Source organism: Paenibacillus oryzisoli (assembly GCF_050467285.1).
GTDB classification, from domain to species: domain Bacteria; phylum Bacillota; class Bacilli; order Paenibacillales; family NBRC-103111; genus Paenibacillus_E; species Paenibacillus_E oryzisoli_A.
Genome location: NZ_JBCMUN010000013.1, coordinates 154343 through 180724 on the forward strand (window position 1 = coordinate 154343; position 26382 = coordinate 180724).

Annotated in this window: 29 protein-coding genes; 5 read left to right on the forward strand and 24 right to left on the reverse strand. The window is 54.4% G+C overall.

The features are described 5' to 3' along the window. Positions 1 to 25: 25 nt before the first annotated feature. The 5 genes from ABE504_RS22805 to ABE504_RS22825 all read right to left on the reverse strand — a co-directional run bounded on the left by ABE504_RS22805 (position 26) and on the right by ABE504_RS22825 (position 5115). Positions 26 to 1039: a DUF4062 domain-containing protein gene (locus ABE504_RS22805; protein ID WP_430093045.1), complete on the reverse strand. Its 1014-nt coding sequence runs from the start codon at positions 1037 to 1039 to the stop codon at positions 26 to 28. 197 nt (positions 1040 to 1236) lie between these two features. Next, entirely contained in the window at positions 1237 to 2763 is a 1527-nt protein-coding gene (rlmD, locus tag ABE504_RS22810) for a 23S rRNA (uracil(1939)-C(5))-methyltransferase RlmD (RefSeq protein WP_430093048.1), read from the reverse strand. Between the two features lie 155 nt (positions 2764 to 2918). Further along, on the reverse strand, positions 2919 to 3884 hold the full coding sequence (locus tag ABE504_RS22815) for a diacylglycerol kinase (RefSeq protein WP_430093050.1): 966 nt from the start codon (positions 3882 to 3884) through the stop codon (positions 2919 to 2921). Positions 3885 to 3891: 7 nt separating this feature from the next. Further along, on the reverse strand, positions 3892 to 4668 hold the full coding sequence (locus ABE504_RS22820; RefSeq protein WP_430093052.1) for a sirohydrochlorin chelatase: 777 nt from the start codon (positions 4666 to 4668) through the stop codon (positions 3892 to 3894). 156 nt (positions 4669 to 4824) lie between these two features. Next, positions 4825 to 5115: a YerC/YecD family TrpR-related protein gene (locus tag ABE504_RS22825; RefSeq protein ID WP_029198698.1), complete on the reverse strand. Its 291-nt coding sequence runs from the start codon at positions 5113 to 5115 to the stop codon at positions 4825 to 4827. Between the two features lie 237 nt (positions 5116 to 5352). Here ABE504_RS22825 and ABE504_RS22830 point away from each other — a divergent pair, with 237 nt between their 5' ends. Then, complete coding sequence (locus tag ABE504_RS22830; RefSeq protein WP_430093055.1) at positions 5353 to 6000, forward strand: aminotransferase; 648 nt, start codon at positions 5353 to 5355, stop codon at positions 5998 to 6000. A 125-nt stretch (positions 6001 to 6125) separates the two neighbouring features. Here ABE504_RS22830 and ABE504_RS22835 read toward each other — a convergent pair whose 3' ends face one another. Next, positions 6126 to 7226: a DUF3048 domain-containing protein gene (locus tag ABE504_RS22835; protein WP_430093058.1), complete on the reverse strand. Its 1101-nt coding sequence runs from the start codon at positions 7224 to 7226 to the stop codon at positions 6126 to 6128. Positions 7227 to 7379: 153 nt separating this feature from the next. Between ABE504_RS22835 and ABE504_RS22840 the strand changes: the two genes are divergently transcribed. Together ABE504_RS22840 and ABE504_RS22845 are read left to right on the forward strand one after the other, a co-directional pair. Next, complete coding sequence (locus tag ABE504_RS22840) at positions 7380 to 7847, forward strand: ferritin-like domain-containing protein (protein ID WP_430093062.1); 468 nt, start codon at positions 7380 to 7382, stop codon at positions 7845 to 7847. 113 nt (positions 7848 to 7960) lie between these two features. Continuing rightward, positions 7961 to 8305 (forward strand): DUF2512 family protein, encoded by a 345-nt coding sequence (locus ABE504_RS22845; RefSeq protein WP_430093064.1) that lies wholly within the window; start codon positions 7961 to 7963, stop codon positions 8303 to 8305. Positions 8306 to 8359: 54 nt separating this feature from the next. On the opposite strand, the gene ABE504_RS22850 is transcribed toward ABE504_RS22845, so the two are convergent. The 7 genes from ABE504_RS22850 to ABE504_RS22880 all read right to left on the reverse strand — a co-directional run bounded on the left by ABE504_RS22850 (position 8360) and on the right by ABE504_RS22880 (position 11912). Further along, positions 8360 to 8746: a rhodanese-like domain-containing protein gene (locus ABE504_RS22850; RefSeq protein WP_430093067.1), complete on the reverse strand. Its 387-nt coding sequence runs from the start codon at positions 8744 to 8746 to the stop codon at positions 8360 to 8362. Between the two features lie 20 nt (positions 8747 to 8766). Next, on the reverse strand, positions 8767 to 9033 hold the full coding sequence (locus tag ABE504_RS22855; RefSeq protein ID WP_430082288.1) for a metal-sensitive transcriptional regulator: 267 nt from the start codon (positions 9031 to 9033) through the stop codon (positions 8767 to 8769). Between the two features lie 71 nt (positions 9034 to 9104). Then, positions 9105 to 9590 (reverse strand): DsrE/DsrF/DrsH-like family protein, encoded by a 486-nt coding sequence (locus ABE504_RS22860; RefSeq protein WP_430093070.1) that lies wholly within the window; start codon positions 9588 to 9590, stop codon positions 9105 to 9107. A gap of 5 nt (positions 9591 to 9595) precedes the next feature. Further along, positions 9596 to 9823, reverse strand: coding sequence for a sulfurtransferase TusA family protein (locus ABE504_RS22865; RefSeq protein ID WP_430093073.1), 228 nt, complete (start codon positions 9821 to 9823; stop codon positions 9596 to 9598). Between the two features lie 15 nt (positions 9824 to 9838). Beyond that, positions 9839 to 10411, reverse strand: a complete 573-nt coding sequence (locus tag ABE504_RS22870) for a sulfurtransferase TusA family protein (RefSeq protein WP_430093075.1) — start codon at positions 10409 to 10411, stop codon at positions 9839 to 9841. Positions 10412 to 10425: 14 nt separating this feature from the next. Next, a complete protein-coding gene (locus tag ABE504_RS22875) occupies positions 10426 to 10743 on the reverse strand; it encodes a rhodanese-like domain-containing protein (protein ID WP_430093077.1) in 318 nt (105 codons plus the stop codon). Between the two features lie 29 nt (positions 10744 to 10772). Then, a complete protein-coding gene (locus tag ABE504_RS22880) occupies positions 10773 to 11912 on the reverse strand; it encodes an MBL fold metallo-hydrolase (protein WP_430093186.1) in 1140 nt (379 codons plus the stop codon). A 357-nt stretch (positions 11913 to 12269) separates the two neighbouring features. Here ABE504_RS22880 and ABE504_RS22885 point away from each other — a divergent pair, with 357 nt between their 5' ends. Then, positions 12270 to 12683, forward strand: coding sequence for a thiol-disulfide oxidoreductase DCC family protein (locus ABE504_RS22885; RefSeq protein ID WP_430093079.1), 414 nt, complete (start codon positions 12270 to 12272; stop codon positions 12681 to 12683). A 68-nt stretch (positions 12684 to 12751) separates the two neighbouring features. Here ABE504_RS22885 and ABE504_RS22890 read toward each other — a convergent pair whose 3' ends face one another. Next, a complete protein-coding gene (locus ABE504_RS22890; RefSeq protein WP_430093082.1) occupies positions 12752 to 13546 on the reverse strand; it encodes a DODA-type extradiol aromatic ring-opening family dioxygenase in 795 nt (264 codons plus the stop codon). A 348-nt stretch (positions 13547 to 13894) separates the two neighbouring features. Beyond that, positions 13895 to 14845: an N-acetylmuramoyl-L-alanine amidase family protein gene (locus tag ABE504_RS22895; RefSeq protein WP_430093085.1), complete on the reverse strand. Its 951-nt coding sequence runs from the start codon at positions 14843 to 14845 to the stop codon at positions 13895 to 13897. Positions 14846 to 14883: 38 nt separating this feature from the next. On the opposite strand from ABE504_RS22895, the gene ABE504_RS22900 reads away from it, so the two are divergent. Then, complete coding sequence (locus tag ABE504_RS22900; RefSeq protein WP_430093088.1) at positions 14884 to 15012, forward strand: hypothetical protein; 129 nt, start codon at positions 14884 to 14886, stop codon at positions 15010 to 15012. A gap of 478 nt (positions 15013 to 15490) precedes the next feature. On the opposite strand, the gene purD is transcribed toward ABE504_RS22900, so the two are convergent. The 9 genes from purD to ABE504_RS22945 all read right to left on the reverse strand — a co-directional run bounded on the left by purD (position 15491) and on the right by ABE504_RS22945 (position 26321). Next, entirely contained in the window at positions 15491 to 16750 is a 1260-nt protein-coding gene (gene purD / locus ABE504_RS22905; RefSeq protein ID WP_430093091.1) for a phosphoribosylamine--glycine ligase, read from the reverse strand. Positions 16751 to 16820: 70 nt separating this feature from the next. Continuing rightward, positions 16821 to 18368, reverse strand: a complete 1548-nt coding sequence (gene purH, locus ABE504_RS22910) for a bifunctional phosphoribosylaminoimidazolecarboxamide formyltransferase/IMP cyclohydrolase (RefSeq protein WP_430093094.1) — start codon at positions 18366 to 18368, stop codon at positions 16821 to 16823. A 588-nt stretch (positions 18369 to 18956) separates the two neighbouring features. After that, entirely contained in the window at positions 18957 to 19568 is a 612-nt protein-coding gene (gene purN / locus ABE504_RS22915) for a phosphoribosylglycinamide formyltransferase (RefSeq protein ID WP_430093095.1), read from the reverse strand. Beyond that, entirely contained in the window at positions 19568 to 20608 is a 1041-nt protein-coding gene (purM, locus tag ABE504_RS22920) for a phosphoribosylformylglycinamidine cyclo-ligase (RefSeq protein ID WP_430093098.1), read from the reverse strand. The genes purN and purM overlap by 1 nt, the downstream gene beginning before the upstream one ends. Before the next feature lie 80 nt (positions 20609 to 20688). Beyond that, the gene (gene purF / locus ABE504_RS22925; RefSeq protein ID WP_430093101.1) at positions 20689 to 22242 is read right to left on the reverse strand and encodes an amidophosphoribosyltransferase; all 1554 of its coding nucleotides are present in this window, start codon (positions 22240 to 22242) and stop codon (positions 20689 to 20691) included. Further along, on the reverse strand, positions 22227 to 24473 hold the full coding sequence (gene purL, locus ABE504_RS22930; protein ID WP_430093104.1) for a phosphoribosylformylglycinamidine synthase subunit PurL: 2247 nt from the start codon (positions 24471 to 24473) through the stop codon (positions 22227 to 22229). The genes purF and purL overlap by 16 nt, the downstream gene beginning before the upstream one ends. Continuing rightward, positions 24451 to 25146, reverse strand: coding sequence for a phosphoribosylformylglycinamidine synthase subunit PurQ (gene purQ, locus ABE504_RS22935; RefSeq protein ID WP_430093106.1), 696 nt, complete (start codon positions 25144 to 25146; stop codon positions 24451 to 24453). The genes purL and purQ overlap by 23 nt, the downstream gene beginning before the upstream one ends. A 54-nt stretch (positions 25147 to 25200) precedes the next feature. Beyond that, positions 25201 to 25440, reverse strand: coding sequence for a phosphoribosylformylglycinamidine synthase subunit PurS (purS, locus tag ABE504_RS22940; protein ID WP_126141145.1), 240 nt, complete (start codon positions 25438 to 25440; stop codon positions 25201 to 25203). A gap of 23 nt (positions 25441 to 25463) precedes the next feature. Then, positions 25464 to 26321, reverse strand: a complete 858-nt coding sequence (locus ABE504_RS22945) for a phosphoribosylaminoimidazolesuccinocarboxamide synthase (protein WP_430093189.1) — start codon at positions 26319 to 26321, stop codon at positions 25464 to 25466. Positions 26322 to 26382 lie beyond the last annotated feature (61 nt).

Genomic DNA, 26382 nt, shown 5'->3' on the forward strand with positions numbered 1-26382 from the left:
ATTCAGCAGAAGGGCATTATAGAAATCATTTATATAGTGCAATACGTGATTGGTAAATAAAATCCCGAATCTCTTGAATAGTCTCCCTGGAAATACGAGAGAGTTCTGAGTAGTATTTGTCGTACCTTTTTCTACCTTCTTCATCTACATAAGTGAGATCAATGTTTAACTCAGGATACAAATACAAACGATCGTTCTTCGGAAAGAAATGTATTCCTGTAAAATCAGTAAAAGCATCTAACTTAGTCACTAATTTCACAAATAATGATTGAATTGTAGAATTAAAAAATCTTGCGGACGGTTCTTTTGAAAAATATATAAGTTCATCGATTTTTTTCGTGTTTTCAGAGTTATAAGAACAATAAGTGGAGATATCTTCAATAATGTCTATAAAGGATTCCTCTTCTATCTTATTAATAACTTTATTCAGGAGTTCCTCATCCATCATAAATAACTTACTATTGCCTTGTTGCCCACCATTAACTGAACTCGCTTCAACATCTGTGCCCCTAATCCAACCTCTAAAGTGATATTCATCAGAATCCTTACTAATAAAATCATTTAATGATAATACAACTTCAGTAGAGATTTCACTGATATTACCGATGAATCTTACCAAATTCGACTCAACAAGTGCTTTAAACATTTTATATTTCTCAATTTCAGGTTTATCGACCTCATGCTCATATACTTTAAGACTTATATCTGCACTTTTCTTATTGGCAAGAAACTGATCATTTAAAACTAAAGCAAAGACAGGAATATTGTTTTTCAATGCAAATTCGTACTCTAACTGCGTATAACTTTTCCCACTTTCCGGTTCCACAGTTCCGTACTTACCACCAAATATCAACATTAAAATATCAGACTCTTTTATCCAATCCTCAATTACTTTCCATTGACTTTTACTTGCCGCAGTAAAAAGTTCCATCCCTGCAGGGATGTGTCCGGCACGTAGAATACCTTCAACAGCTTTCTGTCTTTCATCCTTTAAATCTAGGAATGTTGAGGAAACAAACACCTGTAACTTCTTTTTCAACGACAAGTCCTCCTGTATCGACTCTATATTATATAAATTTTGGGGCAGGTATTTTCATATAAGGCAATATATAAATATTACCATTTTATTGAACATCTATCTACGCTAATACTTACAACTTCTATAGTTAAGTTGGTCGAAGAACAAGAACCCCTTCAAGTTAGATTAGAAGGGGTTCTGACACCGTCACATCTTGTTTAATCTTTTCTCACTAATAGTGAACAGCACTCCACATGCACCGTATGCGGAAACATATCCACCGGCGTCACCTCCGCGACGCCGTACCCGCCGTCCGCGAGCACGCGCAGGTCGCGCGCCAGTGTCGCGGCGCTGCACGACACGTACACGACCCGCCGAGGGCGCAGCTCAAGGATGGTCGCGAGCAGCGCGGGGTCGCACCCTTTGCGCGGCGGGTCGACCACGATCACGTCAGGCCGGACGCCCTGACGTGTCCAAGCCGGCAGGACCACCTCCGCGGGTCCTGCCTCAAAGTGCACGTTCGACATGCCGTTGAGCGCGGCATTCTTACGTGCATCCGAGATCGCCTCTTCGACGATCTCGACGCCATACACTTTTCCTGCGCGCTGCGCCAGGAAAAGCGAAATCGTCCCGATGCCGCAATAGGCATCGACAACCACTTCATCGCCTGTCAGCGCGGCGTACTCCAAAGCTTTCCCGTACAAGACTTCCGTCTGGACGGGGTTGACTTGAAAGAACGATCGGGCTGAAATAGCAAATTTCACATCCCCGATATAGTCATAGATGACGTCGCTTCCCCACAAGGTGCGCGTCTCATCCCCAAAAATAACATTCGTCTGCTTCACATTAATGTTATGGCAAATGCTTTTCACCGCAGGCAGCGCCTCGCGGATGTCGGCTACCCACTCGTCGACGCGGGGAATGTCCGCGCCATTGGTCACGAGCACGACCATGATTTCGCCCGTGCGGAAGCCGACTTTGACGACGACATGGCGCAGCAGGCCAGTCCCGGTCTCCTCGCGATAAGCGCGAATCCCCAGACGCGTGCCGATCTCTTTCACCCGCGCAACGACCTCGTCGTTCGCCTCGTGCTGAATCAGGCAGGCCTCCATATCGATGATGTCATGGCTGCCCTGCGCATAAAAGCCGCCGATCAGACCGCCGCGCTCTTCCCCGAACGGGACCTGCGCCTTGTTGCGGTACCGCCACGGATCGGACATCCCAACTGTGGGATGGACAATAATGCCTTCCTCCGAAGCAGCGCCTTCATTGTTACCCGCAGCAGCCACCGCCAACTTCCCAATCCGCTCCAAATTATCCACGACCTGCTGCCGCTTCACGCGAAGCTGCGCCTCATAGCTCAGGTGCTGCAGCTGGCAGCCGCCGCACTGCTCATAAATCCCACAGTCCGGCCGTACACGGTCAGGGCTGACTTCCAGCAACTCCACTAACCGCGCATGCCCGTACTGCTTTTTCAAATGCGCGACTTCCACCAACGCTCGTTCACCTGGCAGCGCCCCCGCGACAAAAAGGGTAAAACCGTTCGCCCGGCCTACCCCTTCTCCCTCGTGCGAGATGCCCACGATATCCGCTTCCACCTGTTGTCCCAACCGGACAGGCAGGTCCGCCATCCAGGCAGGTGCTGCCTTAGCGCCGCCGACTTTTTTGCCTCCACTTGCATGACGCCCTTGCGAGCGACCTCCATCTTTACCCGGCGCTGAGCCGGTACGTCTGTTTACACTCATAATAGCCTCACTTTAATTTAACATTTCCCGCAAAAAACTGTCACGCGGAGAGGGGCGGAATTTCGAGTAGTTGGGTGTTGGATTGTTAAGCTCCCGGCTTCTTGATTTCCGGTTTCGATCCCCACACTTCCAAACTCTCGGTATTCCCCGCTCCCCTACTCCTCCACATGCCCCTTCAAATGCAATCCGTTCGTCAACGTATCCAGGAATTTCTTCTTGTAGATCGACTGCCCCGACTCATCCACGATGATCTGCAGATGGTTCTGCAGGTTGGTCATGACGCACGGCAGGGTGCCGCCGAATTCGCCGTCGAGGTTGAGCTGGACGTAGTCTGGCGAGTTGATTTCGATATGGTTCGTTTTAAAATAAATCAGGTTCGGGTCGTTTAGATGCTCCCCGCGCAGCGCGAGGGTGACGATCCGGATGAACTCGGGGAGGCTGCATTTTTTCAAAATCAGCACATCGAACAAGCCGTCGGTCATGTTGGCTTCCGGTGCCAGCTTCTCGAAGCCGCCTACGGAGTTGGAGTTGCCGACGAGGAAGAGCATGACTTCTTCATGCAACTCGCGGTCCCCTGTTTTAATGTACAGCTCGATGGGCTTCAGCCTAGGCAGCTTCTCGAGCCCTTTCATATAATAGGCCAATTGGCCAATCATGGTTTTGAGCTTGCTCGGTACTTCATACGTCAGCTCGGTCATCGAGCCGCCGCCGGCGATGTTGATGAAGTAGCGGTTGTTGATTTTACCGACATCGATCGGCGTGCTGTACTGCTGGATGATGAGGTCGCACGCATATTCGAGGTTTTTCGGAATGCCCAGCGCGCGGGCAAAATCGTTCGTCGTCCCCAGCGGCAAAATGCCCAGCGGCGGTCTGCCCTCTCGTTCCGCCATGCCGTTGACGACTTCGCACAGTGTGCCGTCGCCGCCTGCGGCAATGATGAGATCGAAGCCCCGGCTGACCGCCTCCGCCGCCGCCAGTGTCGCATCCCCTTCGCCGATCGTCGCATGCGCGGACGTTTCAAAACCGCCCCGCTCCAAGCGTTGGAGGATTTCAGGCAGTCTTTTCTTCATTTCTTCCCGGCCTGAGGTCGGATTATAAATTAATCGTGCTCGTTTGACCATTCGCGTTCTATCCCCTGTATGCCGTCTGGATCCCAGCAGCGATCTGCCGCTCGATCCATCGGGAAATTAGCGGACTCGGCAGTAGCGCCTGTCCGTTGTACCGATACGTACAGCCTTCCAGCCTTGACGGAATGACGGTGCGCGTGAAATACCCTTCACTTAAGAAAAGCGGCGCCACAATGACTGCATAATCCGGATTGTCTGCCGTCACAGCCTGCACCCGATCCCGCAGCTCATCCGGCAAAAGCATCGCAACGTCCGCACCGGCAAAGCCGCCTAACCGCTGCACCCGCGCCGCGAGCTGCTCCAGCCCCGTGCGCCACTTCTGATGAAAGCCGTCTTCCTTGCTGCCGTGCCCCACGACCAGTACGATTTCTTTCTTCGGCTCGGCCGTGAGCTCTTTTAATTTATCCCATAAAATATCCGCTATGACGGGATCGTCGTCGATCGGAGAGGTGAAATGAATGCGCGCCTGAATGGCAAAAGGCTCCAAATCCGTCTCCAGCTGCGGCTCGGGAATGACGCCAAGCGCCCAGGAGATTTCATCGATATGGGTACTCCCGGAGGATACAAACAAAGGCACGACTATGATGTCCGTCACGCCTTGCGCCTCCAACGAGGTGATACCATCCTGGATCAGCCGCCCTTCGACGAGCTCCAGGTAGGAGGCGTAGATAGGGATATTGGGGTCTAAATTAACCCCAGCCACCGCCTCATCCACAAGCCGCACCCAGCCCTCGTCGCGGGACCCGTGACTGATGACCAGCACGCCATATTTTTGCATCACAAATCCCTCCGTCCGTACGATCTGCGTCTCTTGTTCCTATGCTATCGAATGTGCCCCCGCATGTCAATTCAGCTGCCCGAAAACAGGAAAAATCCCGCATTACCAAAGGTAATACAGGATTCTTCGATCACAAGCTTTTCGCCTCATGAACTTTTAACGGCCTAAACGATCCAAGGTCAGCACATAACCGTCGTTACCGTAGTTCAAGCAGCGTTTGACGCGGGAGATGGTCGCAGTGGACGCCCCGGTCTCGGCTTCAATCTGATTATACGTACAGCCCTTGCGCAGCATACGCGCCACTTCGAGCCGCTGGGAAAGCGATTGGATTTCATTGACCGTGCACAAATCGTCGAAAAATACGTAACACTCCTCAATATCCTTGAGCGTCAGCACGGCTTCAAACAACTGGTCTATGGCTTTATCATTCAATTTTTTTAATTGCATCTGATGTCAACTCCCGGTAAAAATGCATGTTAGCTCATACGACGAGTAAGCTCATGTGTATCATTCGACACGCACGGGTTAATTCCTTCCTTTAGGATTGTGAAACACTAAAATTTCTATGCGTTAAAGAGGTAAATCCCAACAAATCGCGGGCACCCGTGACATTCGTCCATACCAAAGGTAGGCAAGTGACATATCCTGTAGGAGAAAATCTGATAAAAAGGATCGTGAATCCTCGTGACCAACCCAAGACAAATCATTGGTAATGGCGGAAGTAGCAATCAACCCGAAGTTCAGACTCGAAGTCTCACCCTCCCGGGTCAAAGCTTAGGTCAATACCCGGGCTTAGGCGGAGGCAGTCCATTTGGCGGCGGCGGTTTTGAAGGCGGCAGCGGCTTTTTTGGCGGACCTCCGGCAACCGGCGGTGGATTATTCGGCGGCGGTGGCGGAGCTGGAGGCGGCGGCGGCCTGTTCGGCGGTGGCAGTTCAGGCGGCGGTGGAGGTCTCTTCGGCGGTGGTGGCAGCACCGGCGGCGGTGGGGGCAACTTTCTGAGCAACCTGCTCGGCGGCGGTGGTGGTGGTGGCGCAGGCGGCGGCCTGAGCAACCTCAACATGAAGCAAATCTCCGGCTTCGTGGAGCGCATGGGCGGCATCGACGGCATCATCGGCACGATGGGCAAGGTGCAGAAATTCATCGGTACGTTCCAGCAAATGGCGCCGATGGTGAAGACGCTTTTTGGCAGCATCGGCAAGGGCGCCGTCAAAGCCTCCGATGACGATGTAGAAGTCTATCGGCCGCGCCGCAAGCGCCGCAGACGCAAAGGCGGCAAAGCCCGCCGGCGCACCAGCAGCAAGAGCGTGAGCGTAAAGCGCAGACGCAGATAAGATGAGGTGAAACCCGCCCGAACTCATCCCATCATTGGGAAGACTCCACGCCAAATAGCCGCAGGATTAGAGCAGCCCCGCAAATAGGGCCCTCTGTCCTGTGGCTGTTCGGCTTCCGGTCCATCCTACTCCATCTTCAGCGCCGTGCCCTCCGGCACGATCTGCACCCACGTGCTGCCCGGCAGCAGCGGCACTTCCTTGCCATCCGCGCCGAAGGCCCGCAGCAAGCCGTTCTTGCGCTCCCACGTGATCGCCTGGGACTTGCCCCGCTGAAAGATCACGCCCTTGTTCGGCCCGAAGACGTCGACGATGCGGCGGCCTTCTTTGTCGACGACCTGGTGCTTGCTCTCCAGCACGAGCAGGTTCGTCGTCGTGAGCTGCTGGCCCGTCTCCTTGTCCAGATGCGGCTTCCCTTCCATGCTGCGCTTGTACAGACCAGAAGCGGCATCGTACTCATACGAGACGAAGTAGCCGAGCAAGTAAGGGATCTGCACGTAGTTCACCGCGGCGCCCGTGAGCTTGCTCTGCGCATCCGGCGCGAACGTCACCAGCGGCCCGTTCCAATCCGTGCGGAACTTGTGCGCGGCTGCGCCTTGTTTGATTTTCGCCACCGAGGTGTACAAGTTGTGCGGCGCTTTGCGCTCCGTCGAGCGCCAGTAATAAGCGCCGTCGCCGTACACTTCATCAAGATGGGCCAGATTTCGGCCGGCCATCATATCCATCGCATCCTGGCTCCAGCCGGCATGGACAATGACCGCGTCGAGCGCGTCGCCAATCTCCACAAAATACGGCCGAATGCTCCGCACAGGCCCGATCACCGCCGGTTCATGACTTTGAAAAACGGAAACGAATCTCGTAATCTCACCCTCGGCGAGAATTTCATAGACGATATCGGCTTGGTCGAGGCCGGATTGCGGGCGCGCTTGGGGCGCGTTTTCGACCATGACCATGTAAGGTCGCGACGTCACTTCCCGCTCGGCGGGCAAGCCCGTGAGCGGGAAGCGATAAGCCGCCGAGGCCGAAGCCGCGGGCGACTCCGCAGGCGCAGTGACCGGTTTCGCCGGCGGCGTCACGCTCACGCCGCCGGCGCCCGCAGGGCTGGCGGAAGGCACGGCGGCCGTTTCGCTGCTGCTGCCGCACGCAGTCGTGAGCAGCAAACAGCAACCGATCGCTAAAGCGAGGCTGCTCGATTTTTTAGGGGATACGATCTGCATCATTTTCAACATAGGCACCTCATTCCTATCAATCTAGCGTACATACTACATCTATATGCTAGAACGCCCGCGGCTAGAAGCACGGAGCGATAATCGGGAACCACGGTAGGCATTTGCTCATATACTGTTCTACCAGCATATCAATGAACGATTGGAGGATCAACCATGTACTGGCGTTACCCTCATGCTTACCGCCCTGCGTTCCAACCTGTCTGGAACACCGATTACCAGAAATCCTTGCAGCTCATTGCCTCGGCGGTGCAGGACGAACGAAATGACGAATTGTTTTATGAGGAATTGATCAGGCTGGCGCCTACAGCGGAGCAGAAAGCCATGATTACATCCATCCGCAACGATGAACGCAGCCATAACACGATGTACCGCAGCATGTATCGGGATCTCACCGGCCATGAGGTTCATGGCATCAGCGACGAACAATTTCAGCACATCCGCACGTATAAGGAAGGCTTGCAGCGAGCGCTGCAAGGAGAGCTCGGGGCGGTCGAGAAATACCGGAATATTCAGTTCGGGCTGCCTTATGGCATTTACAAGGATACGGTGGGAGGCATCATTCTCGACGAGCTCAAGCATGCGAGCAAATACAACTATCTAATCACCTTGAACTACCACTAGAAGATTCTGGCCTTACAGCAGTCTCCAGCATACCCCCGCGCGATTTCAGCCATATTAAGAGAAGACGTGTTATCTTAAAGAAAGTAGGCGGGATTATGCTGGGAAAACTGCTCATGAAGCTCGTAATTAACGGGATTATTCTGATTCCCTTGGTTGTGTATTTATCGAATGCCGGGTGGGGAAGCGCGTTTTGGGCTGTGTTTACCTTCCTCCTGATGACGTATGTCGTGGTGGACCAGCTCTTCATGCGGGTGACGAACAATGCAGCCGCGGTCTTGGCGGATGTGCTGCTGACGTTCGTTTTCTTCTGGCTGGTGCAGCGGTATTTCTACGATTGGTCGATGAGCTATACGAGTATGGCTATTATTGCCGTCGTCTATGGGATTGTGGAGTTTTTCGTGCATGCGTATTACCAGCGGGACCCGGGCAAACTGAGCCGCCACAGCTTTGACGACTGACCATAGCGCCAAAAAAGTCATTAACCCACCCTTGGGCTAATGACTTTTTCTCCATTATTGCGTGACTTTACCGCGCCAGGCCAGAATGCCCCCGCGCAAATGCGACAACTGTTTATAACCGTGCTTGCTTAAAATCCGGGCCGCCTGCTTGCTGCGCATCCCGCTTCGGCAGTATAGCACCACCGGCCGATCCTGTGGGATTTCGGCATATCTTGTCTTGAGCCGGGAAAGCGGAATGTTCACCGCACCCGGAATATAGCCTTGCTTCACCTCGTTCGGCTCGCGTACATCGATCAGCACGCCCCCGTTCTTGCCCACTAACCGCTCCTGCAGTTGCGCCGAGGAGAGGTTGTCGAGACCTTTTACCCCGGCAAAGCGAGAATAAAGGAACCACGCGATAAAACCAAGCGCAACAAGGTTGAAAATCATTTGACCATTCATCGGCTGCCTCTTTCTGTTAATTATCGGCTTTTGACAAGCAGTTCGACCGCTTGCTTCACCAGCTTGCTCGTATCGCCGCCCGCTTCACGCTCTTCCATAATGCAGTTCTCCAAGTTGACGGCAACAATCGTGGCAATCGCCTTGTCGGCCGCGCTGCGGACCGCCGAGATTTGGCTCACGACATCCTTGCAATCCTGCTCTTCCTCCATCATGCGCAAAATGCCGCGAATCTGGCCTTCCATTCGTTTGAGCCGTTTTTTCATATCATCATCGTAGATCATCGTCATTTTTCAGCCATCCTTTCGCATACCTGGTTAGGTATATTATTGCCCATGACGGGGTGGAAGACAAGCCAAGCCTAGACAAATAGGTTCACTTTCGCATCCGCAGCGTCCCCAAGGTAAGCTGCAACCCCGGCATATTCGATGCCGTCCAACAATTCTTGCTCCTGCAGCCCCAGTAGATCCATGGTCATCGTACATGCCACCAAGCGAACCCCCTGCTCTTGCGCAAGCTCAATCAGTTGAGGCAGCGATAACGCGTTGTGCTTTTTCATCACATGCTTGATCATTTTCGGGCCCATGCCGCCAAAATTCATTCTGGACAGCCCGAGCTTCTCAGGACCGCGCGGCATCATCCAGCCAAAGGCTTTCTCCAACAGCCTTTTCTTCATGCCTGGGAGCTTTCCATCCTTGCGCAGTGTATTGAGGCCCCAGAAAGTGAAGAAAATCGTCACCTCATGGTCATACGCGGCCGCACCGTTCGCAATAATGAAAGCGGCAATCGCTTTATCCAGTTCACCGCTGAACAGAACGATCGTCGTCTTCTCCTTGTTCTCCGTCATGCCGCTCATCCTCCTTTTCTCACCAGAAAGGTGAAGACGCCTTGATTCTCTTTCGCTTCAAGCAGCTCATGCTTCGTTTGCCTGACCCAAGCTGTAAAATCCTTCAATGCGCCTTTATCTGTCGTGAGCAGCTCCATAACCTGCCCCGGCTCCAGGGTATCGATCCCTTTCTTGGCTTTCACAATCGGCATTGGGCACGCTAATCCTTTCGCATCTACAACCAAATGAACCATTTTCGTTACTTCCTCCTATTCTTGTTGAATCGGGCCGTTCCATTGCGACATGCCCGGCGTAATATTGTAAACCTTCGTAAATCCTCGCTCCGCGAGCAGCAAGCAAGCGAGATCGCTTCGCGTACCCGTCCGGCAAATCACGTAGAGACTCTCTTCGGGATTGAGCGCCGTAAGCCTGCCCTCAAGATCGCCAAGCGGAATCGAGAAGGCGCCTGGAATGTGACCGAAGGCGAATTCGGCAGGCTCGCGAACATCGAGGATCGATAGCTTCTCACCGGCCGCCAGCTTGGCCTCAAGGTCCCCATTCCCAATTGTGTGCTCATACTTCTGCTCGGGCTTAGCTTCCGAAGCATCGGCTTTTCGAATGAAATGGCGGTAGACGCCGTTCTCCTCTCGCAGACCGATATATTGATGCCCGGTACGATCCGACCATCCTTTCAAATCGGCGACGGAGCCCTTATCGGTTGCGCGCACTTCGACAATTTCGCCTGCCTTCATCTCATCGATTGCCTTCTTGGTACGAACAACGGGCAGCGGACAAGCCAGTCCCTCGCACGGTACAGTTCGGTTAGCGTGAATAATCGTCATTTCCCCAGCCCTCCTTAATCTCTTTCTGATGCGTAGGCTAATGCCCCGCTCCAGGCGGACATGCCCCCAGTCATATTCACGACGCGGCAGCCGAGCGACGACAAGTATTCGCAAGCCCTGCTACTCCGGTTGCCGCTGCGGCATACAACAATCGTTTCTTGTTCGCGGTCCAGTTCATTCAGAGCCCGGTTGATCTGCCCTAATGGGATATGAAGCGCACCGGAAATATGGCCGGATTCCCATTCGTCCTGCTCGCGCACATCCAGAACGCGCACCGGCTCTCCCTGCTCTATGCGACTAAGCACATCTTGCGGCAAAATATCTGTATACATCGTTGATTCCTCCTAGTAAGTGGATGGTTTTATACATCATGAACCGCACAACGGTTCGGTCCGATTTCCATTTCTCGCTGTTCCTCTGTCGTCGGAGCCATTCGCCCCATATTCGTCAAGCGAATATCTTGGTAGGCATTCGGCTGCGGCGGCAGATTCTCCGATACCGTACGCCGAAATTCCAATTCATCGGCAATTTTGAGTCCCGGATTGCTCGCAAACAGATCCCCAAGCCGAGCGGAGACGATGCCGTCCCTGCCTAGCTCCGACATACTGCCAAAATGCGCAGGCAGCACGATGAGCTCCTCGGAAAGCGCCTGATACCGTTCATAAAGGGTCGTGCGGAGATCACCTACCCAGTCCTGCGCTTTGCCGGCCAAGTCCGGTCTGCCGATCGAGGCGACAAACAGAATATCCCCGGAGAGCAGGAAACGATCATCCACGATAAGCGATGTACTGCCAATGGTGTGGCCCGGCGAATAAATCGGCTGCAAACGAATGGACGTTGTGCCGACCGTCAGCACGCCGCCTTCTTCCAGCTTGTGATACGGATACTGAACCTCGTCGGCATCCTTCTCAGGAAGCCAGTAAGCGCCGCCCGCGTTCTCCGCCAGTTGACGCCCGCCCGAAATATGATCGGCATGAAGATGCGTATCGATGGTATGAACGATCGTCGCCTTCTTGTCTCTGGCTAATAGCTCGAAGGCCTCCGTCATTCTGACGGCATCGATGACCGCGGCTTCGCCCGATGAGATGACCATGTAAGACAAGCAGCCTTTTCCCAGCCGAAGGAACTGAAACAATTCGCCGCCATTCTGCAGATCGGCAACTTTGACAGGCAGGAGCTGCTCGCTCCAGGCTTTCATCCCGCCAATTAAATACGAAACCCCGGTGACGCCTGCCTCCAGCAGTTGCTCGGCCACAAAGACGGAAGACCCCTCTTTGGCGCAGACCACCACAATCTCCTGATGGACCGGCAGACGGTCAAGAACCCCCTCCACCCCATCCAACAGTTCAAAATAAGGCACATTCAGCATGCTGACGCCTTCGCCTTCAATGCGCCAATTGCCATGATCCTGTTCATTGCGCACATCCAAAATGAAAACCTGTTCCCGGTTCAGCACTTTTCGTGCCAAAACCTCTGCCGACATGCCTTGCAGCTGTGTCATTTCATTCATCGTGATACCCCTCCAGGTAAGTCATGTATGAGATTAAAGTAAAATCGTAAGCCAAACTTTGATGACCCTACCAAACCCGAGATGAAAGAACCAAAGACGCCGAAGGTAAAAAGTAAGGCTATTCACATGACATCCATAAAGCTCCTGCCTTTCCCGCATACCCTATAGGGTATACAAAAGAGCAAAAAAAATTCGCAGTAAGCCCTTTGCCATCTTGCGCTTCGGTTACGTATACCCGTATGGGTATATTAAGACTATACAGCTTCATTCTAATTTCGTCAACTCCCTTTGTTGAACATGATCACGTATAATAAGAAGTACGTACTCGAAGTGAAAGGAGGCGGAGCCATGCAGACACTCCGGGACGATGCTGCCATCATTTTATTCGACGGCGTCTGTCATTTTTGCAACGGGGCCGTGCAGTTCATTATTCGCCGGGACCCGCGAGGCCTATTTCGCTTTGCCTCGCTGCAGTCGGACATCGGCCGCCAACTGCTGGAGCAGCATGGACTGCCTCTGGATGAAATGAGCACCATCGTGCTCATTGAAGCCGGCCGCGCTTATACCCGCTCTACTGCCGCTCTGCGCATCGCTAGACGGCTGCGCGGCGCATGGCCGTTATGCTATGCGGCCATCCTGATTCCGCCGCCGCTCCGCAATCTGGGCTACACATACATTGCGCGCAACCGCTATCGCTGGTTCGGCCAAGCCGAGCAGTGCATGCTGCCGACTCCCGCAGACAGAGCGCGGTTCCTGGGATAGCTCGCCACTCGCTCACAGCAAGAAAGGCTCGCCGCGCCAACTGAGCAATTGGCGTCGCGAGCCTTCTCCTATTTCCGGTCGAGCTTCAAGCCGCCGAACATCCAGCAGCATAGGCTGAGGGAACCCAGCTGGAAGCTGTGATGCAGCAGCTTCGCCCGGCGGGTCGTATCCGCCGCGCCCATCGCCAACAGCAGCGGCGCAAAATGTCTCGGCAGCGGCACCGCGCTTTCCGCATGCGGCGCCCGCTCGTCGTAGCGAATGAGGGCATCGAGGTGCCACGTCTCCAGCTGTTCGGCCAGCCACTCTTCGAACGCCACCGCCCATTCCGCCGGTACTGGGTTATTGGCATCGAGTTTGTCTAAGTTATAGACAGTTCCGCCGCAGCCGAGAATCAGCACCCCATGCTCACGCAAAGGAGCCAGCGCAGCGCCGATCCGGTAGTGCTCCTCCGCCGTCAAGCGCGGATTCACCGACAGTGTCACCACCGGAATAAGCGCATCCGGGTATAGGATGGACAGCGGTCCCCATGCGCAAAAGTCAAGCCCCCGCTCATCGTCCAACTCGCAGCCGATTCCCTCGCCCTCCAGCAGTTGCTGAATATGCAGGCTTAACATCAGCTCGCCTTTTACTGGATACTGGTTCAGCGCCAGGAAGGGGTCTGCCTTCGCAGCTTCATCCATCAGCGTCACAGGAGCGATCGCGGAACTGATCTTTTGCCCCTGACTCTCCCAGCCGGCACTGAACAGCACAATCGCCTTCGGTTTTGGCAAACTGCCCGCGAGCCTGAGCAGGAACGCCGTATAGCCGTCCTCCTGCGCCGCCAGCCCCGGATGCCCATGCGAGATAAAAAACGTCGGCAGCATACAACCCTTCCCCCTTACACTCCGCACTATTTGGATTTCTCGTTGTTATTTCCAGTATTCTCGAGCGAGCAGGTAAATAAACGACTGTTTCTGGTGATCGTCCTTACGTCCTTACGTTCATTGTATGCAAAATGTCCATTCGTCGATCTCAAGCCCATTCCTGCTTCCTTCCGGCAATTCTCTCATGCCAACTGGACTTTCTCCCGTTTATTTGCGGCATTCGTGCAGTTTTCGCACGCTGAACTGGAGGAATTCCAGTTGAAGCTTCCACATTAGATAAAAGGCTACAAATGAACGGGAACAATTCCAGCTCAGCTGAGCTCGCGGAGAAGCAAATCACCGCCAAGGCTACTTCCCCGCCAAAAATTGCTCAATCCCGTCCGCCATCCCGCGCACCAACTGCTGCTGATAATCCGCCTCAGACATGCGCTTGTCTTCCTCGGGATTCGTCATGAACCCGATTTCAGCCAAAATCACCGGCATCCTCGACCAGTTAAAGCCGCTCAGATCTTCGCGAGCCGATAGGCCGCGGCCTTTCTGACCTGTTGCCTCCTGAAGTCCCGCTAGCAGCAGGGTGGCTGCTTCCTTGCTCTCCGCCGCAATGGGCCCCACTGCCGCTACGCTCGGCGACGGGTACAGCACCGAGAACCCGCGGGTGCTCGCCGAGCCGTCACCGTCCGCATGAATGCGGACCGTCAGCGCAGCGCCCGCCTCGTTCGACATCTCCGCACGCTGCTTGTTGCTGAGGTCGACATCGTGGGTCTCCCGCGTCATCGCGACCTGAAAGCCGCGCTTGCGTAGCTCGTCCCGCAGCAGCAGCGACACCTCCAGATTCAGCACATACTCCGGCTTCTTCGTGCTGACGCCGGTCGTGCCCGAGCTGACCTTGGCCTTCGTCTCGCGCGTGTCCGGCCCCACGGGCTCGGGCTCGTTGTTCCCCCGGCGCTGATGGCCGGGGTCGAGCATAACCAGCTTGCCGGATGCGCGCACCGGCGAGCTGGTTTGTGCCGCCGCGGCCGCAGGCGCGGCGCTCTTCATCGGCGGCTCCACCGTGGGAGCCGCCGTAGCCATAGGGACGGCCGTGCTCACGCCGGCCGTTGCTGCGGGCTGCGCACTCGCCGCAGCCACGATAACACCCGGCGTCGCCGCAGGCGCCGGGCTCTCCACCGCCGGCGTGCCCACAGCCGCCGGCACCTCACCAACGCCGCGGCCCGAACACGCGGCGAGCAAACTAACCAACAGCATTCCGCACAGGATGCCGCTCCTCATTCCCTGCATAAATCTACCCCCAACACCCAAAACTAACCTCACCAACACTTCCGTCCGGGAGGTCTCACATGTCAACACTTTGGCGTTTCATCACCGACCACTGGCTGCCGATCTGCTTGATCCTTGGCGCCCTCATCGCCATCTGGTTCGTGTACAAGAACAAAGACAAATACATCCGCGGCTGGAGCGATCAGTAATTTGGCTAGCGCCTGCCGATTTGCAGACAAAAAACCGCACCTGATCGTGCCCACTGAGTTACGTTAGATCTGAGCGCGAACTTAGCAGGGGCTAAGCCCTCTTAGCCCGCCAAAATATCACTTTATTCTCTAACTTAGCAAGGGCTAGACCCTCTTAAGAATGCGAAATTTGCCCATTTTGTCGCTTTCCGCGACCTTTAAGAGGGCTTGTCCCCACTTAACTCTGCAAAATTGCTCTTTTCCGCCTCCTTAGCAAGGGGCAGACCCTCTTAGCGATGGGGAGCTCACTCATTAAGCAGTTTAACTATCAAAAAAACACAGCCATCGCCGCGTCCGCCAAGCGCTCCGCTTTCTCGATGACTGTGTTTGCTGTTCTTGCATGTAGTGCTGCCCTCACCCCAAAGGCTTCCGAACAGCAATCCACCACTTGGCAGACCCGCGCGCATCCTTACAGGCGCCAGCCCATTCACCAACTGTTCTACTTCAACGCCTTCAACGCAATATCCGTCCGATAATGCTTACCCTCAAAATGAATCCGATCCACGATACTGTACGCCTTCTCACGCGCTTCGACGATGTCTTTGCCAAGGCCCGTGATGCCCAACACGCGTCCACCGTTTGTGACGATCTGACCGTTCTCCACCGCCGTACCAGCGTGGAACACCAGCGCATCCTTCACATCCTCGAGGCCCGTGATTGGCAAACCCTTCGGATACGAGGCAGGGTATCCTGGCGAAGCCACGATGACGCACACGGCCGCCTCGTCGCTCCATTCGATCGGCTGCTCTGCCAGCGTGCCGTTGTTAATGGACAGCATGATGTCCATCAAGTCCGTTTTCAAACGCGGCAAAATCACTTGCGTCTCCGGATCCCCGAAGCGCGCGTTGAACTCAATCGTTTTGACCCCATCCGGTGTTAAAATAAGTCCGCCATACAGCACGCCCTTAAATGGACGCCCTTCGCTTACCATCGCATCCGCCGTCGGCTGGATGATGTTCGCGAGCGCCTCTTGTACGATGCTGTCCGGTACGTGCGGCAGCGGCGAATACGTGCCCATGCCGCCTGTGTTCGGACCTTTGTCGCCGTCAAAAACCGGCTTATGATCCTGCGAAGGCACCATCAAGCGCACCGTCGAGCCGTCTACGAATGCCAGCAAGGACATCTCTTGACCTGTAAGGAACTCCTCGATCACCACGCTCGCGCCGGATTTTCCAAACACTTGGCCGACCATAATGTCGCGCAATGCCGCTTCGGCCTCTTCCATCGTTTGCGCAACAGTCACGCCTTTACCTGCTGCCAGGCCGTCAGCTTTGATGACAATCGGCGCCTTCTGCGAACGCAGATAAGCGAGAGCCGATTCATAATCGGTGAACGACTCGTAGGCCGCCGTCGGGATGTTGTATTTTTTGAGCAGCTGCTTCATGAACACTTTGCTGCCCTCGATAATCGCCGCATTCGCGCGTGGCCCGAAGCATGCAATACCGTTCGCTTCCAAGTGGTCGACAAGCCCCGCTGCCAAAGGATCGTCAGGCGCAACCATCACGTAATCAATCGCATTTTCCTTGGCAAATGTGGAGATTTCCTCAAACTGCAGTTCCGTAATCGGCACGCACTCGGCCAAAGTCGCGATCCCGCCGTTACCCGGCGCGCAGAACAATTTGCTGACTTTCGGGCTTTGACTCAGCTTCCATACAATGGCATGCTCGCGCCCGCCACGTCCAATCACTAATACACGCATCGCTCGTATACCCCTTTTCATGTGGAATGCCCACGGTCAGTCTCTCGATCGTGAGCATTCTACATTTATTTTAATGTTTAAAATGACGTACGCCCGTCATAACCATTGCAATGCCGTTCTCATTCGCAACGCGGATGGACTCTTCATCTTTAATGGAACCGCCTGGTTGGATGACCGCCATGATGCCGGCTTTTGCCGCCATTTCCAACGTGTCGCCCATTGGGAAAAACGCGTCGGACGCCAGCACGGAACCTTTTGCTTTGTCGCCCGCTTGCTCAATCGCGATTTTCGCTGCGCCTACACGGTTCATTTGGCCAGCGCCAACACCGATTGTCATATCGTCAGCGACCAGCACGATTGCGTTGGATTTCACGTGTTTCACGACTTTCCAAGCAAACAACAACTGCTTCAGCTCTTCTTCCGTCGGCTGACGCTCGGACACAACTTTCAGATCGCTCTCAGCAAGCTGATAAGCGTCGCTGTCTTGCACGAGCATGCCGCCTTCGACCGTTGTTACAACCGGCTGCGCAACCTTGCCAGCGATTTGATCCAAGCCGCTCACTTTGAGCAGGCGAATGTTTTTCTTTTTCGCCAGGATCTCCTGCGCCTCCGGCGAGAAGTCAGGCGCGATGACGATTTCGAGGAAAATCTCATGCAGCAATTGCGCTGTCGCCTCGTCGATCGTACGGTTTGCCGCTACGATGCCGCCGAAAATGGACGTCGGGTCCGCTGCGTACGCTTTTTGGTAAGCTTCCAGCACGTTCGTGCCGATGCCCACGCCGCAAGGGTTCATATGCTTAACCGCGACGACAGCCGGCTCGCTGAATTCTTTGACAATTTGCAGCGCCGTGTTCGCGTCGTTGATGTTATTGTAGGAAAGTTCTTTGCCGTGCAGCTGCTCGGCTGTCGTGATGTTGCCAGCCGCCGCATTCGGCTTGCGGTAGAACGCCGCCGTTTGGTGCGGGTTCTCGCCGTAGCGAAGGTCTTGCACTTTTTCGTAAGTAACGGTGTAACGCTCAGGGTACGCCTCGCCTTGCAGACCGGACAAGTAGTCGCCGATCAGGGCATCGTAGGAGCCTGTGTGACGGAACACTTTAGCCGCCAGGCGTTTACGTGTGTCCAGCGTCGTGTCACCAGTCTCTTGCACTTCTTCCAGCACTTTCGCATAGTCGGAAGCATCCACAACAACTGTGACGAACGCGTGGTTCTTCGCAGCGGAACGCAGCATCGTAGGGCCGCCGATGTCGATGTTCTCAATCGCATGATCATACGTCACGTCCGGCTTCGCAATCGTTTCTGCGAACGGATACAGGTTCACGACAACCAGGTCGATGTAGTCCAGGCCGAGCTCTTTCATGCTCGCTTGGTGCTCTTCATTGTCGCGAACAGCCAGCAGCCCGCTGTGTACGGCAGGGTGCAGCGTTTTGACGCGTCCGTCCATGATTTCCGGGAAGCCTGTCACTTCGGAGATGCCGATGACCGGTACCCCTTTATCCTTCAATAAACTTTGCGTACCGCCCGTCGAAATGATTTGAACGCCCAGCTTCGCCAGCTCGCTCGCGAACTCGACAATGCCCGTTTTGTCGGACACGCTGATCAGTGCTCTTTTGATTGCCACTTGACTTCCTCCTAAAGATTAAGTTTGATGATTCAACTGCTGTATATGAACATGTAAAAACGTAGATGATTTCAATAAAGTAACCGATGCTGTGGACATGAATGGCCTATCTGACAGATGGAGGTTCACACGAGACTGGAAAACTGGACAAACAAATCTGCTCCGGAAAAACGCACAATTCGCCTGTTCGCACCAGAGCCATCAGCCCTCACGTACCCAAAACTAGCTACTCATAACCCCGTAATCACTCACAACTTCCGCACCGCACCAGACTAATTAGCCCTCAGCCATCCTTTTCGCCTAGTCAACCTGCATTTTGTACATCTAATCTGCCCAAATCGCCGAATTCAACGTAACATCCTGTAAAAAGTACAGTAATTCTTGGCCCTGACTGCCGAAAACAGCCGTTTCGGGGTCAAAACCAGAAATTTAGCTGCACAAAATGCAGGTAAACAAGCCCCAAAACGTCAAGTCGCACAAATTTGATGTAGTTTTTGCAGGTTCCATAGCGGCCTGGGCCAGCAAGTCAGAAGCGTTGGCAGGTTCGCTCAATGCACAGCCAACGGGTGCGGTTATGGGGTTATCCCCCTACAACCGCACCGTCACCCGACGCCCATCCAAGCTCACGCGGTCCTCGCTGAGCCAGCGGATCACCTGCGGCAGCAGCACGTGCTCCGCTGCATGAATCCGATCCGTCAGCGACTCGACCGTCTCGTGCTCGTGGATCTCGACCGCGCGCTGCGCGATAATCGGCCCGGAGTCCAGCCCGCCGTCCACGTAGTGCACGGTCACGCCGGTCTGTTTCACGCCATATTCCACAGCCTGCTCAATCGCGCGCACGCCGGGAAACGAAGGCAGCAAAGACGGATGAATGTTAATCATACGTCCATAAAAAGGCTCAACGAGCACGCTTGTAATGATCCGCATGTACCCGGCCATCACGATAAGATCGATTCCGCGAGCGCGCAGCTCTTCCAGAATGATCGTCTCATAGGCTTCGCGGCTCTCGTACTCCTTCGGGTTAAACGTGAACACAGGCACGCCCGCGGCTTGGGCACGTTCAACGACGTACGCCTTGGGGCGGTCACAGACAAGAAGCTCGATGCGCACATCAAGCTTCCCTTTCTGCACCTGATCCACGATCGCCTGAAAATTCGAGCCCGAGCCCGAAGCAAAAACGGCGATCCGATACGGCTGCATTACACTTCAGCTCCTTGGAACGTGACGACACGTTCACCTTCGGTTACAACGCCCAGGCGGTACACTTTCTCACCTTGCGCTTCCGCAGCGGCGATCGCCTTCTCCGCATCATCCGCAGCGACGACAATCACCATACCGATGCCCATGTTGAACGTACGGAACATATCGTTATTGGAAATGTTCCCCACACGCTGCATCAGGGAGAAAATCGGTAAAATCGGCCAGGAGCCGTATTGAATTTGAACATTCACGTTATCCGGCAGCACACGTGGAATATTTTCCAGGAAGCCGCCGCCTGTAATGTGCGCCATGCCTTTGATCGCCACGCTGTCCAGCATGCCCAGCACCGGCTTCACATACAATCTCGTTGGCTCCAGCAGCACGTTGCCAAGCTTGTCGCCCAACTCTTCTACATGGCCTTGCAGCGTATAGCCGTTATCTTCAAGCAAAAGCTTGCGCACCAGGGAGAACCCGTTGCTGTGCACGCCGCTCGAAGCCAGACCGAGTACGACGTCGCCCGGACGGATGGTAGAGCCGTCGATGATTTTTTTCTTGTCAACGATCCCTACGGTAAACCCGGCAATGTCATACTCCCCTTCCGCATACATGCCAGGCATTTCCGCCGTTTCCCCACCGATCAGCGAGCAGCCGGACTCGGCGCAGCCGTCAGCGATGCCTTTGATAATCGCTTCGATTTTCTCAGGAATGACTTTATCGCAAGCCAGGTAATCCAGGAAGAACAACGGCTCCGCGCCTTGAACGATAATGTCGTTCACGCACATCGCTACCGCGTCTATACCAATCGTATCATGCTTATCCATCGCAAAAGCGATTTTCAGCTTGGTGCCTACCCCATCTGTTCCCGACACGAGCACAGGCTCCTCGTACTTGTCCTTGTTCAGGCCGAAAAGCCCGCCGAAGCCTCCGAGGTCCGTTAAAACTTCAGGACGAAATGTCCGTTTGACGTGTTTTTTCATCCGTTCTACCGCTTCGTTCCCCGCGGCGATATCGACACCGGCTTTTTTGTAAGCATCCGACACTGAGAAATCACTCCTTAAATGTATGTAGAAAGGGGCTGGCCAGCCATAACGCCGCACCAAGCCGCCTTCCCAAAATTATATCAATCGCAAGCACAGCCAACCTTCGTCGTATCCACGATTTCCGTCGGGTACTCATTGTCAAAGCAAGCCGTACAGTAACCGCTCTTCGCACCGGAAGCGCCTTGGCCAATGGAATCGAGCAAGCCGTCCCTGGTCAAAAAGTGCAAAGAATCCGCATTGATCGCCTTCCGAATCTCCTCAATGGAGTTCATTGCCGCAATCAGCTCTTTGCGGTCCGGCGTATCGATCCCGTAGTAGCACGGGTTCATAAACGGCGGCGACGAAATGCGCACATGCACTTCCGTGGCGCCCGCTTCGCGCAGCAGGTTCACGATGCGCAGCGACGTCGTGCCGCGAACGATCGAGTCGTCGATCATGACGACGCGTTTGCCTTCGACGACTTTGCGCACGGCGCTTAGCTTCATTTTAACCCCTTGCTCCCGCAGCTCCTGGCTTGGGATGATGAACGTCCGGCCCGTGTAACGGTTCTTGATCAGCCCGAGCTCGTAAGGAATCCCCGTCTGCTCGGCAAAGCCGATCGCCGCCGAAATGCTCGAATCCGGCACGCCGGTGACGACGTCCGCATCCACGAACGCTTCCATCGCGAGGCGTTTGCCCATGCGTTTGCGTGCGGAGTGAATGTTGATCGTGTCAATATCGCTGTCCGGGCGGGCAAAATAAATGTACTCCATCGCGCAGATCGCACGACGCCCCTCGTCCGCAAAACGCTCCGAATGGAACCCGTCGCGATCCAGCACGATGATTTCGCCCGGTTGCACATCGCGCATGTACGTCGCGCCAACGGCGTCGAACGCGCAGGACTCGGACGCGAACAGGTACGCGTCGCCGAGGCGGCCAATCATGAACGGACGAAGCCCGTTCGGATCGAGCGCCGCGATCATCTTATCCTTCGTAATGATCAGAAACGCGAAGCCGCCGATCACTTGTTTCAACGCATCTTTGACCGCATCGACAATATCGTCATGCTCCGAGCGCGCGATGAGATGCGCCATCACTTCGGTATCACTGGTCGTTTGGAAAATCGAACCCTTCCGCTCCAGCTCCCGCTTGATAATGTTCGCATTATCCAGGTTCCCGTTCGTCGCGATCGCGAGATCGCCCTCACGGTATTTAAACACGAGCGGCTGCGCGTTCGCCAGCTTGCTTTCGCCCGCCGTCGAGTAACGTACGTGCGCAATCGCTGTCGAACCAACCAGCGGCTCTAGATTGTCGTTCGTGAACACTTCCTTGGCCAGACCCATGCCGCGGTAGTAGTTAAACTTACCGTCCTCCACCGTGCAGATGCCGGCACTCTCCTGTCCGCGGTGCTGCAAGGCATGCAGACCGTAGTAGCAGAGTTGAGAAGCTTCGGGGTGACCATACACCCCGAACACGCCGCACTCTTCGTTCAATTTATCAAACATGCCGCCTTGACCGACGACACCTTCGTTATAATACTCTCCGGTCCAAAGCTCATGCGCCTTGCCGCTCAGCTCCGCTGCGGGAGCCGCAGGCAGCTTGCGAACCTCGGCTCCGGATGCCGGCGTTTCGACTGTTCTCACGCCATTAGACATGGGATCGCTTCCTTCCAGACTTGTGCCAGCTCGCTTACCGGAGACTGGAGACGCTGTTCGTTATTGACTTTAATCGTAAGCAGATCATGGGAAACAACGGTACCGATCTCTTGGTAAGGCACGCCTTGCGATGCGATCCAGTGCTTGAGCGCGTCCGCTTTATCCGGCGAAGCGCTGAGCAGGATACGGGATTGGGATTCGCTGAACAACGCGAAATCCGGACGAAGCTCGGAAGCGAAGTCGACTTCCGCACCCAGTTTGCTGCCGATGCAGCTTTCTGCAAGCGCAACAGCCAAACCGCCTTCGGACAAATCGTGCGCCGAAGCGACAAGACCTTCTTGAATTGCTTTCAATACTGTATGTTGCAGGCGTTTCTCAACTTCCAGGTCAAGCACAGGAGGACGTCCTTCCGTTACGCCGTGTACGACGTATTGGAACTCGGAACCGCCCAGCTCCGCTTTCGTTTCGCCGAGCAGGATGATGATGTCGCCTTCTTTTTTGAACTCTTGCGTCGTGATGTGATCTGTATCATGCACGAGACCAACCATCCCGATAACTGGCGTCGGGTAGATCGCGCCTTTTGAATTTTCGTTGTACAAGGATACGTTACCGCCGATAACCGGCGTATCCAGGAAGCGGCAAGCTTCCGCCATGCCATCTGTCGCTTTTTCCAGCTGCCAGAAAATTTCCGGCTTTTCCGGCGAACCGAAGTTCAAGTTGTCCGTTACGGCCAGCGGTTCGGCACCGGAGCACACGATATTACGCGCTGCTTCGGATACGGCGATACGTCCGCCTACTTCCGGGTCGAGGTACACATAGCGTCCGTTGCAGTCCGTTGTCATCGCAAGACCTTTGCGCGTGCCACGAATCGTTACGACAGCAGCGTCAGAGCCCGGACGCACGGCAGTTTCCGTACGAACCATGTAGTCGTATTGGTTGTAAACCCACTCTTTGCTCGCCACAGTCGGAGAAGCCAGGACAGATTTCAAAGCATCCGTCAACTTGACAACTTCCTCGTAACGCGTCGTATCAACCGCTGCGCCTGCTTCGTAGTACGCCGGCACTTTGCTCGGTTTATTGTAAACCGGGCACTCGTCCACGAGCGCGCCAACCGGCATATTGCCGACCACTTCGCCGTGGTGAATTAATTTCAAGTAACCGTCGTCGGTTACTTTACCAACTTTTGCACAGTGCAGACCCCAACGCTCGAAAATACCTTTCGCCTGCGCCTCATGCTTCGGCTCAACGACGAACAGCATGCGCTCTTGCGACTCGGACAGCATCATTTCATACGCCGTCATGCCTTCTTCGCGCTGTGGCACTTCGTCCAAGTACAGTTCCATACCGTTGCCTGCTTTACTTGCCATTTCGGCGGAGGAACAAGTGAGTCCCGCTGCGCCCATATCTTGAATCCCGAGGACGATACCGGAATCAATCAGTTCCAAACAAGCTTCCAGCACCAGCTTCTCCATGAACGGATCGCCGACTTGCACCGCCGGACGCTTCGCTTCGGATTCCGCTGTCAGTTCCTCGGACGCGAATGTCGCGCCGTGGATGCCGTCACGGCCAGTAGCCGGGCCAACGTAGAACACAGGGTTGCCTACGCCTTTTGCCACACCGCGTTGAATCATGTCATGGTCAATGAGGCCTACGCACATCGCGTTAACAAGCGGGTTGCCTTCGTAGCTCTCGTCGAACATCACCTCGCCGCCAACCGTCGGAATGCCGATACAGTTGCCGTAGCCCGCGATGCCGGAAACTACGTGCTCGAACAGGTACTTCACGCGGTCATTTTGCAGCTTGCCGAAACGCAAGGAGTTCAGCAGTGCCACTGGGCGCGCGCCCATGGAGAAAATATCACGAATAATACCGCCCACGCCTGTCGCCGCGCCTTGGTAAGGCTCGATCGCAGATGGGTGGTTATGGCTTTCAATTTTAAACACAACCGCTTGGTTGTCGCCGATATCGACGATGCCCGCGCCTTCGCCCGGCCCCATCAGAACGCGAGGTCCTGTGACTGGGAATTTGCGAAGAACAGGTTTGGAATTTTTATAGGAACAGTGCTCGGACCACATAACGCTGAATACGCCGATCTCCACATAGTTCGGATTACGTCCCAGGAAGCCCCAAATTTTGGCATACTCTTCGTCGGTAACGCCCATTTGCTTGTAGATTTTTTGCTCCAGAATTTGTTCGGCTGTCGGTTCCTTAGCGGATAGCTGCTGCGTCATGTTTTTCCCTCCAAGCGCTCAAGATCGATGTAAACATTTTTTTACCGTCGGCAGATCCAAGAATGTCATGTACCGCACGCTCAGGGTGAGGCATCATGCCCACAACGTTCCCTGCTTTGTTGCAAATGCCCGCGATATCGTCCAGTGATCCGTTTGGGTTGTTGCCCGCTTCGTAACGGAACACGATTTGGTTGTTCTCTTGCAGTTCTTTCAGCGTTTCAGCGTCGCAATAGTAGTTGCCTTCGCCGTGCGCGATCGGAATGTTGATCAGTTCGCCTTCCGCGTAGTCGCGCGTGAACGCCGTCGTATTGTTTTCTACTTTCAAAAGCGCTTGGTGGCAGCGGAATTTCATGCCATTGTTGCGCAGCAAAGCGCCCGGCAGCAGACGAGCTTCCGTCAGGACTTGGAACCCGTTGCAGATGCCCAGGATGTACTTGCCTTCTTCCGCCGCTTTCACAACGGATTTCATCACGTTTGTAAATTGGGCAATCGCCCCGCAGCGCAGGTAGTCCCCGTAGGAGAAACCGCCCGGCACAAGAATGCAATCGTATTTGGACAGATCATCTTCCGTATGCCATACGTAATCTACCGGCTGACCGATCGTGTCTTCGATGGCTTTATATAAATCGATGTCGCAATTCGATCCCGGAAAAACAAGAACCGCGAAATTCATGACAGTATCCTCCCTCAACCTCTTCAGTATGCTTTATATCGCAATTCGTGCCGATTACGCCAATTCGTAACGGTAGTCTTCGATGACTGTGTTCGCCAACAGCTTCTCGCACATCGCTTTAACGCGTGTTTCCGCTTCTGCCTTATCTACGTTCCCGAGCTCAAGCTCCAGGTATTTGCCGATACGCACTTTGCCGACTTCTTCAAAGCCCATGGAGTGAAGCGCGCCTTGCACCGCTGTTCCTTGTACATCCAATACGTTTTGCTTGATCGTGACATAAACCGTTGCTTTCATGTGAAAATCGCTCCTTTATATGGTTAATCCACCAATCGGTGTAAAATTTCTTTATAACGGTTCGACGTCTCTTCAACGACGGAAGCCGGCAGCGGATCAGGCTCGCTGTTTTTGTCCCAGCCCGAATTCGCGAGGTACGTACGGACAGGCTCTTTGTCCATGGAATCAATCTCGATGTCCAGAGCATAATTGTCCTGCGCCCAGTAGCGCGAAGAATCCGGTGTGAAAATCTCATCAATAATAATAAGTTCGCCATTATAAATGCCAAATTCAAACTTCGTATCCGCTAAAATAATGCCTTTTTGCTCACAGATGGAATGCGCCAGCGTGTAGAGCATGATGCTGCGCTCTTGCAGCGTGTACGTCAGCTCTTCGCCGATCAGCGCGACCATTTGTTCCACGGAGATGTCCTCGTCGTGACCGACATCGTTTTTCGCCGCAGGCGTGAAAATCGGATCTGCCAGACGCTGGTTCTTCCGCAGGCCTTCCGGCAGCTTCTTGCCGTTGATTTCGCCCGTTTTCTCGTACTGTCTCCAGCCGTTGCCGGTAATGTAACCGCGCACCACGCACTCAATCGAGATCCGCTCTGCTTTTTTCGCCACAATAATCCGTTCTTTCAAAAGCTCGCGATCCGCCGCGTTCGGAATAATCGACTTCAGCAGTTCCACATCCGTATGGACGATGTGATTCGGCATGTAGCCGCTCGTCACGTCGAACCAGTACTTGCTCAGCGCGTTCAGCACGTAGCCTTTATCCGGCACGCCCGGTTCCAAAATATAATCGAAAGCAGAAATCCGGTCTGTCACGACGATCAGGAAATTCTCGCCAAGGTCATACAGTTCCCGCACTTTCCCCTTGTGCACCAGAGGCGCGTTGATCATTTCTTCGGCTGTATTCAAAATGCTGCCTGCCACGAGGATACCCCTCCCATGATTGAGTCTA

Excerpts from the sequence above, each read along its gene's own strand:
- purD (WP_430093091.1), bottom strand. The coding sequence starts at position 16,750 with ATGCGTGTATTAGTGATTGGACGTGGCGGGCGCGAGCATGCCATTGTA.
- purQ (WP_430093106.1), bottom strand. The coding sequence starts at position 25,146 with ATGAATTTCGCGGTTCTTGTTTTTCCGGGATCGAATTGCGACATCGAT.
- ABE504_RS22885 (WP_430093079.1), top strand. The coding sequence starts at position 12,270 with ATGCAGACACTCCGGGACGATGCTGCCATCATTTTATTCGACGGCGTC.
- purS (WP_126141145.1), bottom strand. The coding sequence starts at position 25,440 with ATGAAAGCAACGGTTTATGTCACGATCAAGCAAAACGTATTGGATGTA.
- rlmD (WP_430093048.1), bottom strand. The coding sequence starts at position 2,763 with ATGAGTGTAAACAGACGTACCGGCTCAGCGCCGGGTAAAGATGGAGGT.
- ABE504_RS22900 (WP_430093088.1), top strand. The coding sequence starts at position 14,884 with ATGTCAACACTTTGGCGTTTCATCACCGACCACTGGCTGCCGATCTGC.
- ABE504_RS22845 (WP_430093064.1), top strand. The coding sequence starts at position 7,961 with ATGAAGCTCGTAATTAACGGGATTATTCTGATTCCCTTGGTTGTGTAT.
- ABE504_RS22890 (WP_430093082.1), bottom strand. The coding sequence starts at position 13,546 with ATGCTGCCGACGTTTTTTATCTCGCATGGGCATCCGGGGCTGGCGGCG.
- ABE504_RS22945 (WP_430093189.1), bottom strand. The coding sequence starts at position 26,321 with ATGATCAACGCGCCTCTGGTGCACAAGGGGAAAGTGCGGGAACTGTAT.
- ABE504_RS22815 (WP_430093050.1), bottom strand. The coding sequence starts at position 3,884 with ATGGTCAAACGAGCACGATTAATTTATAATCCGACCTCAGGCCGGGAA.
- purF (WP_430093101.1), bottom strand. The coding sequence starts at position 22,242 with ATGTCTAATGGCGTGAGAACAGTCGAAACGCCGGCATCCGGAGCCGAG.
- ABE504_RS22820 (WP_430093052.1), bottom strand. The coding sequence starts at position 4,668 with ATGCAAAAATATGGCGTGCTGGTCATCAGTCACGGGTCCCGCGACGAG.
- purL (WP_430093104.1), bottom strand. The coding sequence starts at position 24,473 with ATGACGCAGCAGCTATCCGCTAAGGAACCGACAGCCGAACAAATTCTG.
- ABE504_RS22860 (WP_430093070.1), bottom strand. The coding sequence starts at position 9,590 with ATGACGGAGAACAAGGAGAAGACGACGATCGTTCTGTTCAGCGGTGAA.
- ABE504_RS22840 (WP_430093062.1), top strand. The coding sequence starts at position 7,380 with ATGTACTGGCGTTACCCTCATGCTTACCGCCCTGCGTTCCAACCTGTC.
- ABE504_RS22850 (WP_430093067.1), bottom strand. The coding sequence starts at position 8,746 with ATGAATGGTCAAATGATTTTCAACCTTGTTGCGCTTGGTTTTATCGCG.
- ABE504_RS22870 (WP_430093075.1), bottom strand. The coding sequence starts at position 10,411 with ATGACGATTATTCACGCTAACCGAACTGTACCGTGCGAGGGACTGGCT.
- ABE504_RS22835 (WP_430093058.1), bottom strand. The coding sequence starts at position 7,226 with ATGTTGAAAATGATGCAGATCGTATCCCCTAAAAAATCGAGCAGCCTC.
- ABE504_RS22825 (WP_029198698.1), bottom strand. The coding sequence starts at position 5,115 with ATGCAATTAAAAAAATTGAATGATAAAGCCATAGACCAGTTGTTTGAA.
- ABE504_RS22880 (WP_430093186.1), bottom strand. The coding sequence starts at position 11,912 with ATGACACAGCTGCAAGGCATGTCGGCAGAGGTTTTGGCACGAAAAGTG.
- ABE504_RS22865 (WP_430093073.1), bottom strand. The coding sequence starts at position 9,823 with ATGGTTCATTTGGTTGTAGATGCGAAAGGATTAGCGTGCCCAATGCCG.
- ABE504_RS22855 (WP_430082288.1), bottom strand. The coding sequence starts at position 9,033 with ATGACGATGATCTACGATGATGATATGAAAAAACGGCTCAAACGAATG.
- purN (WP_430093095.1), bottom strand. The coding sequence starts at position 19,568 with ATGCAGCCGTATCGGATCGCCGTTTTTGCTTCGGGCTCGGGCTCGAAT.
- ABE504_RS22875 (WP_430093077.1), bottom strand. The coding sequence starts at position 10,743 with ATGTATACAGATATTTTGCCGCAAGATGTGCTTAGTCGCATAGAGCAG.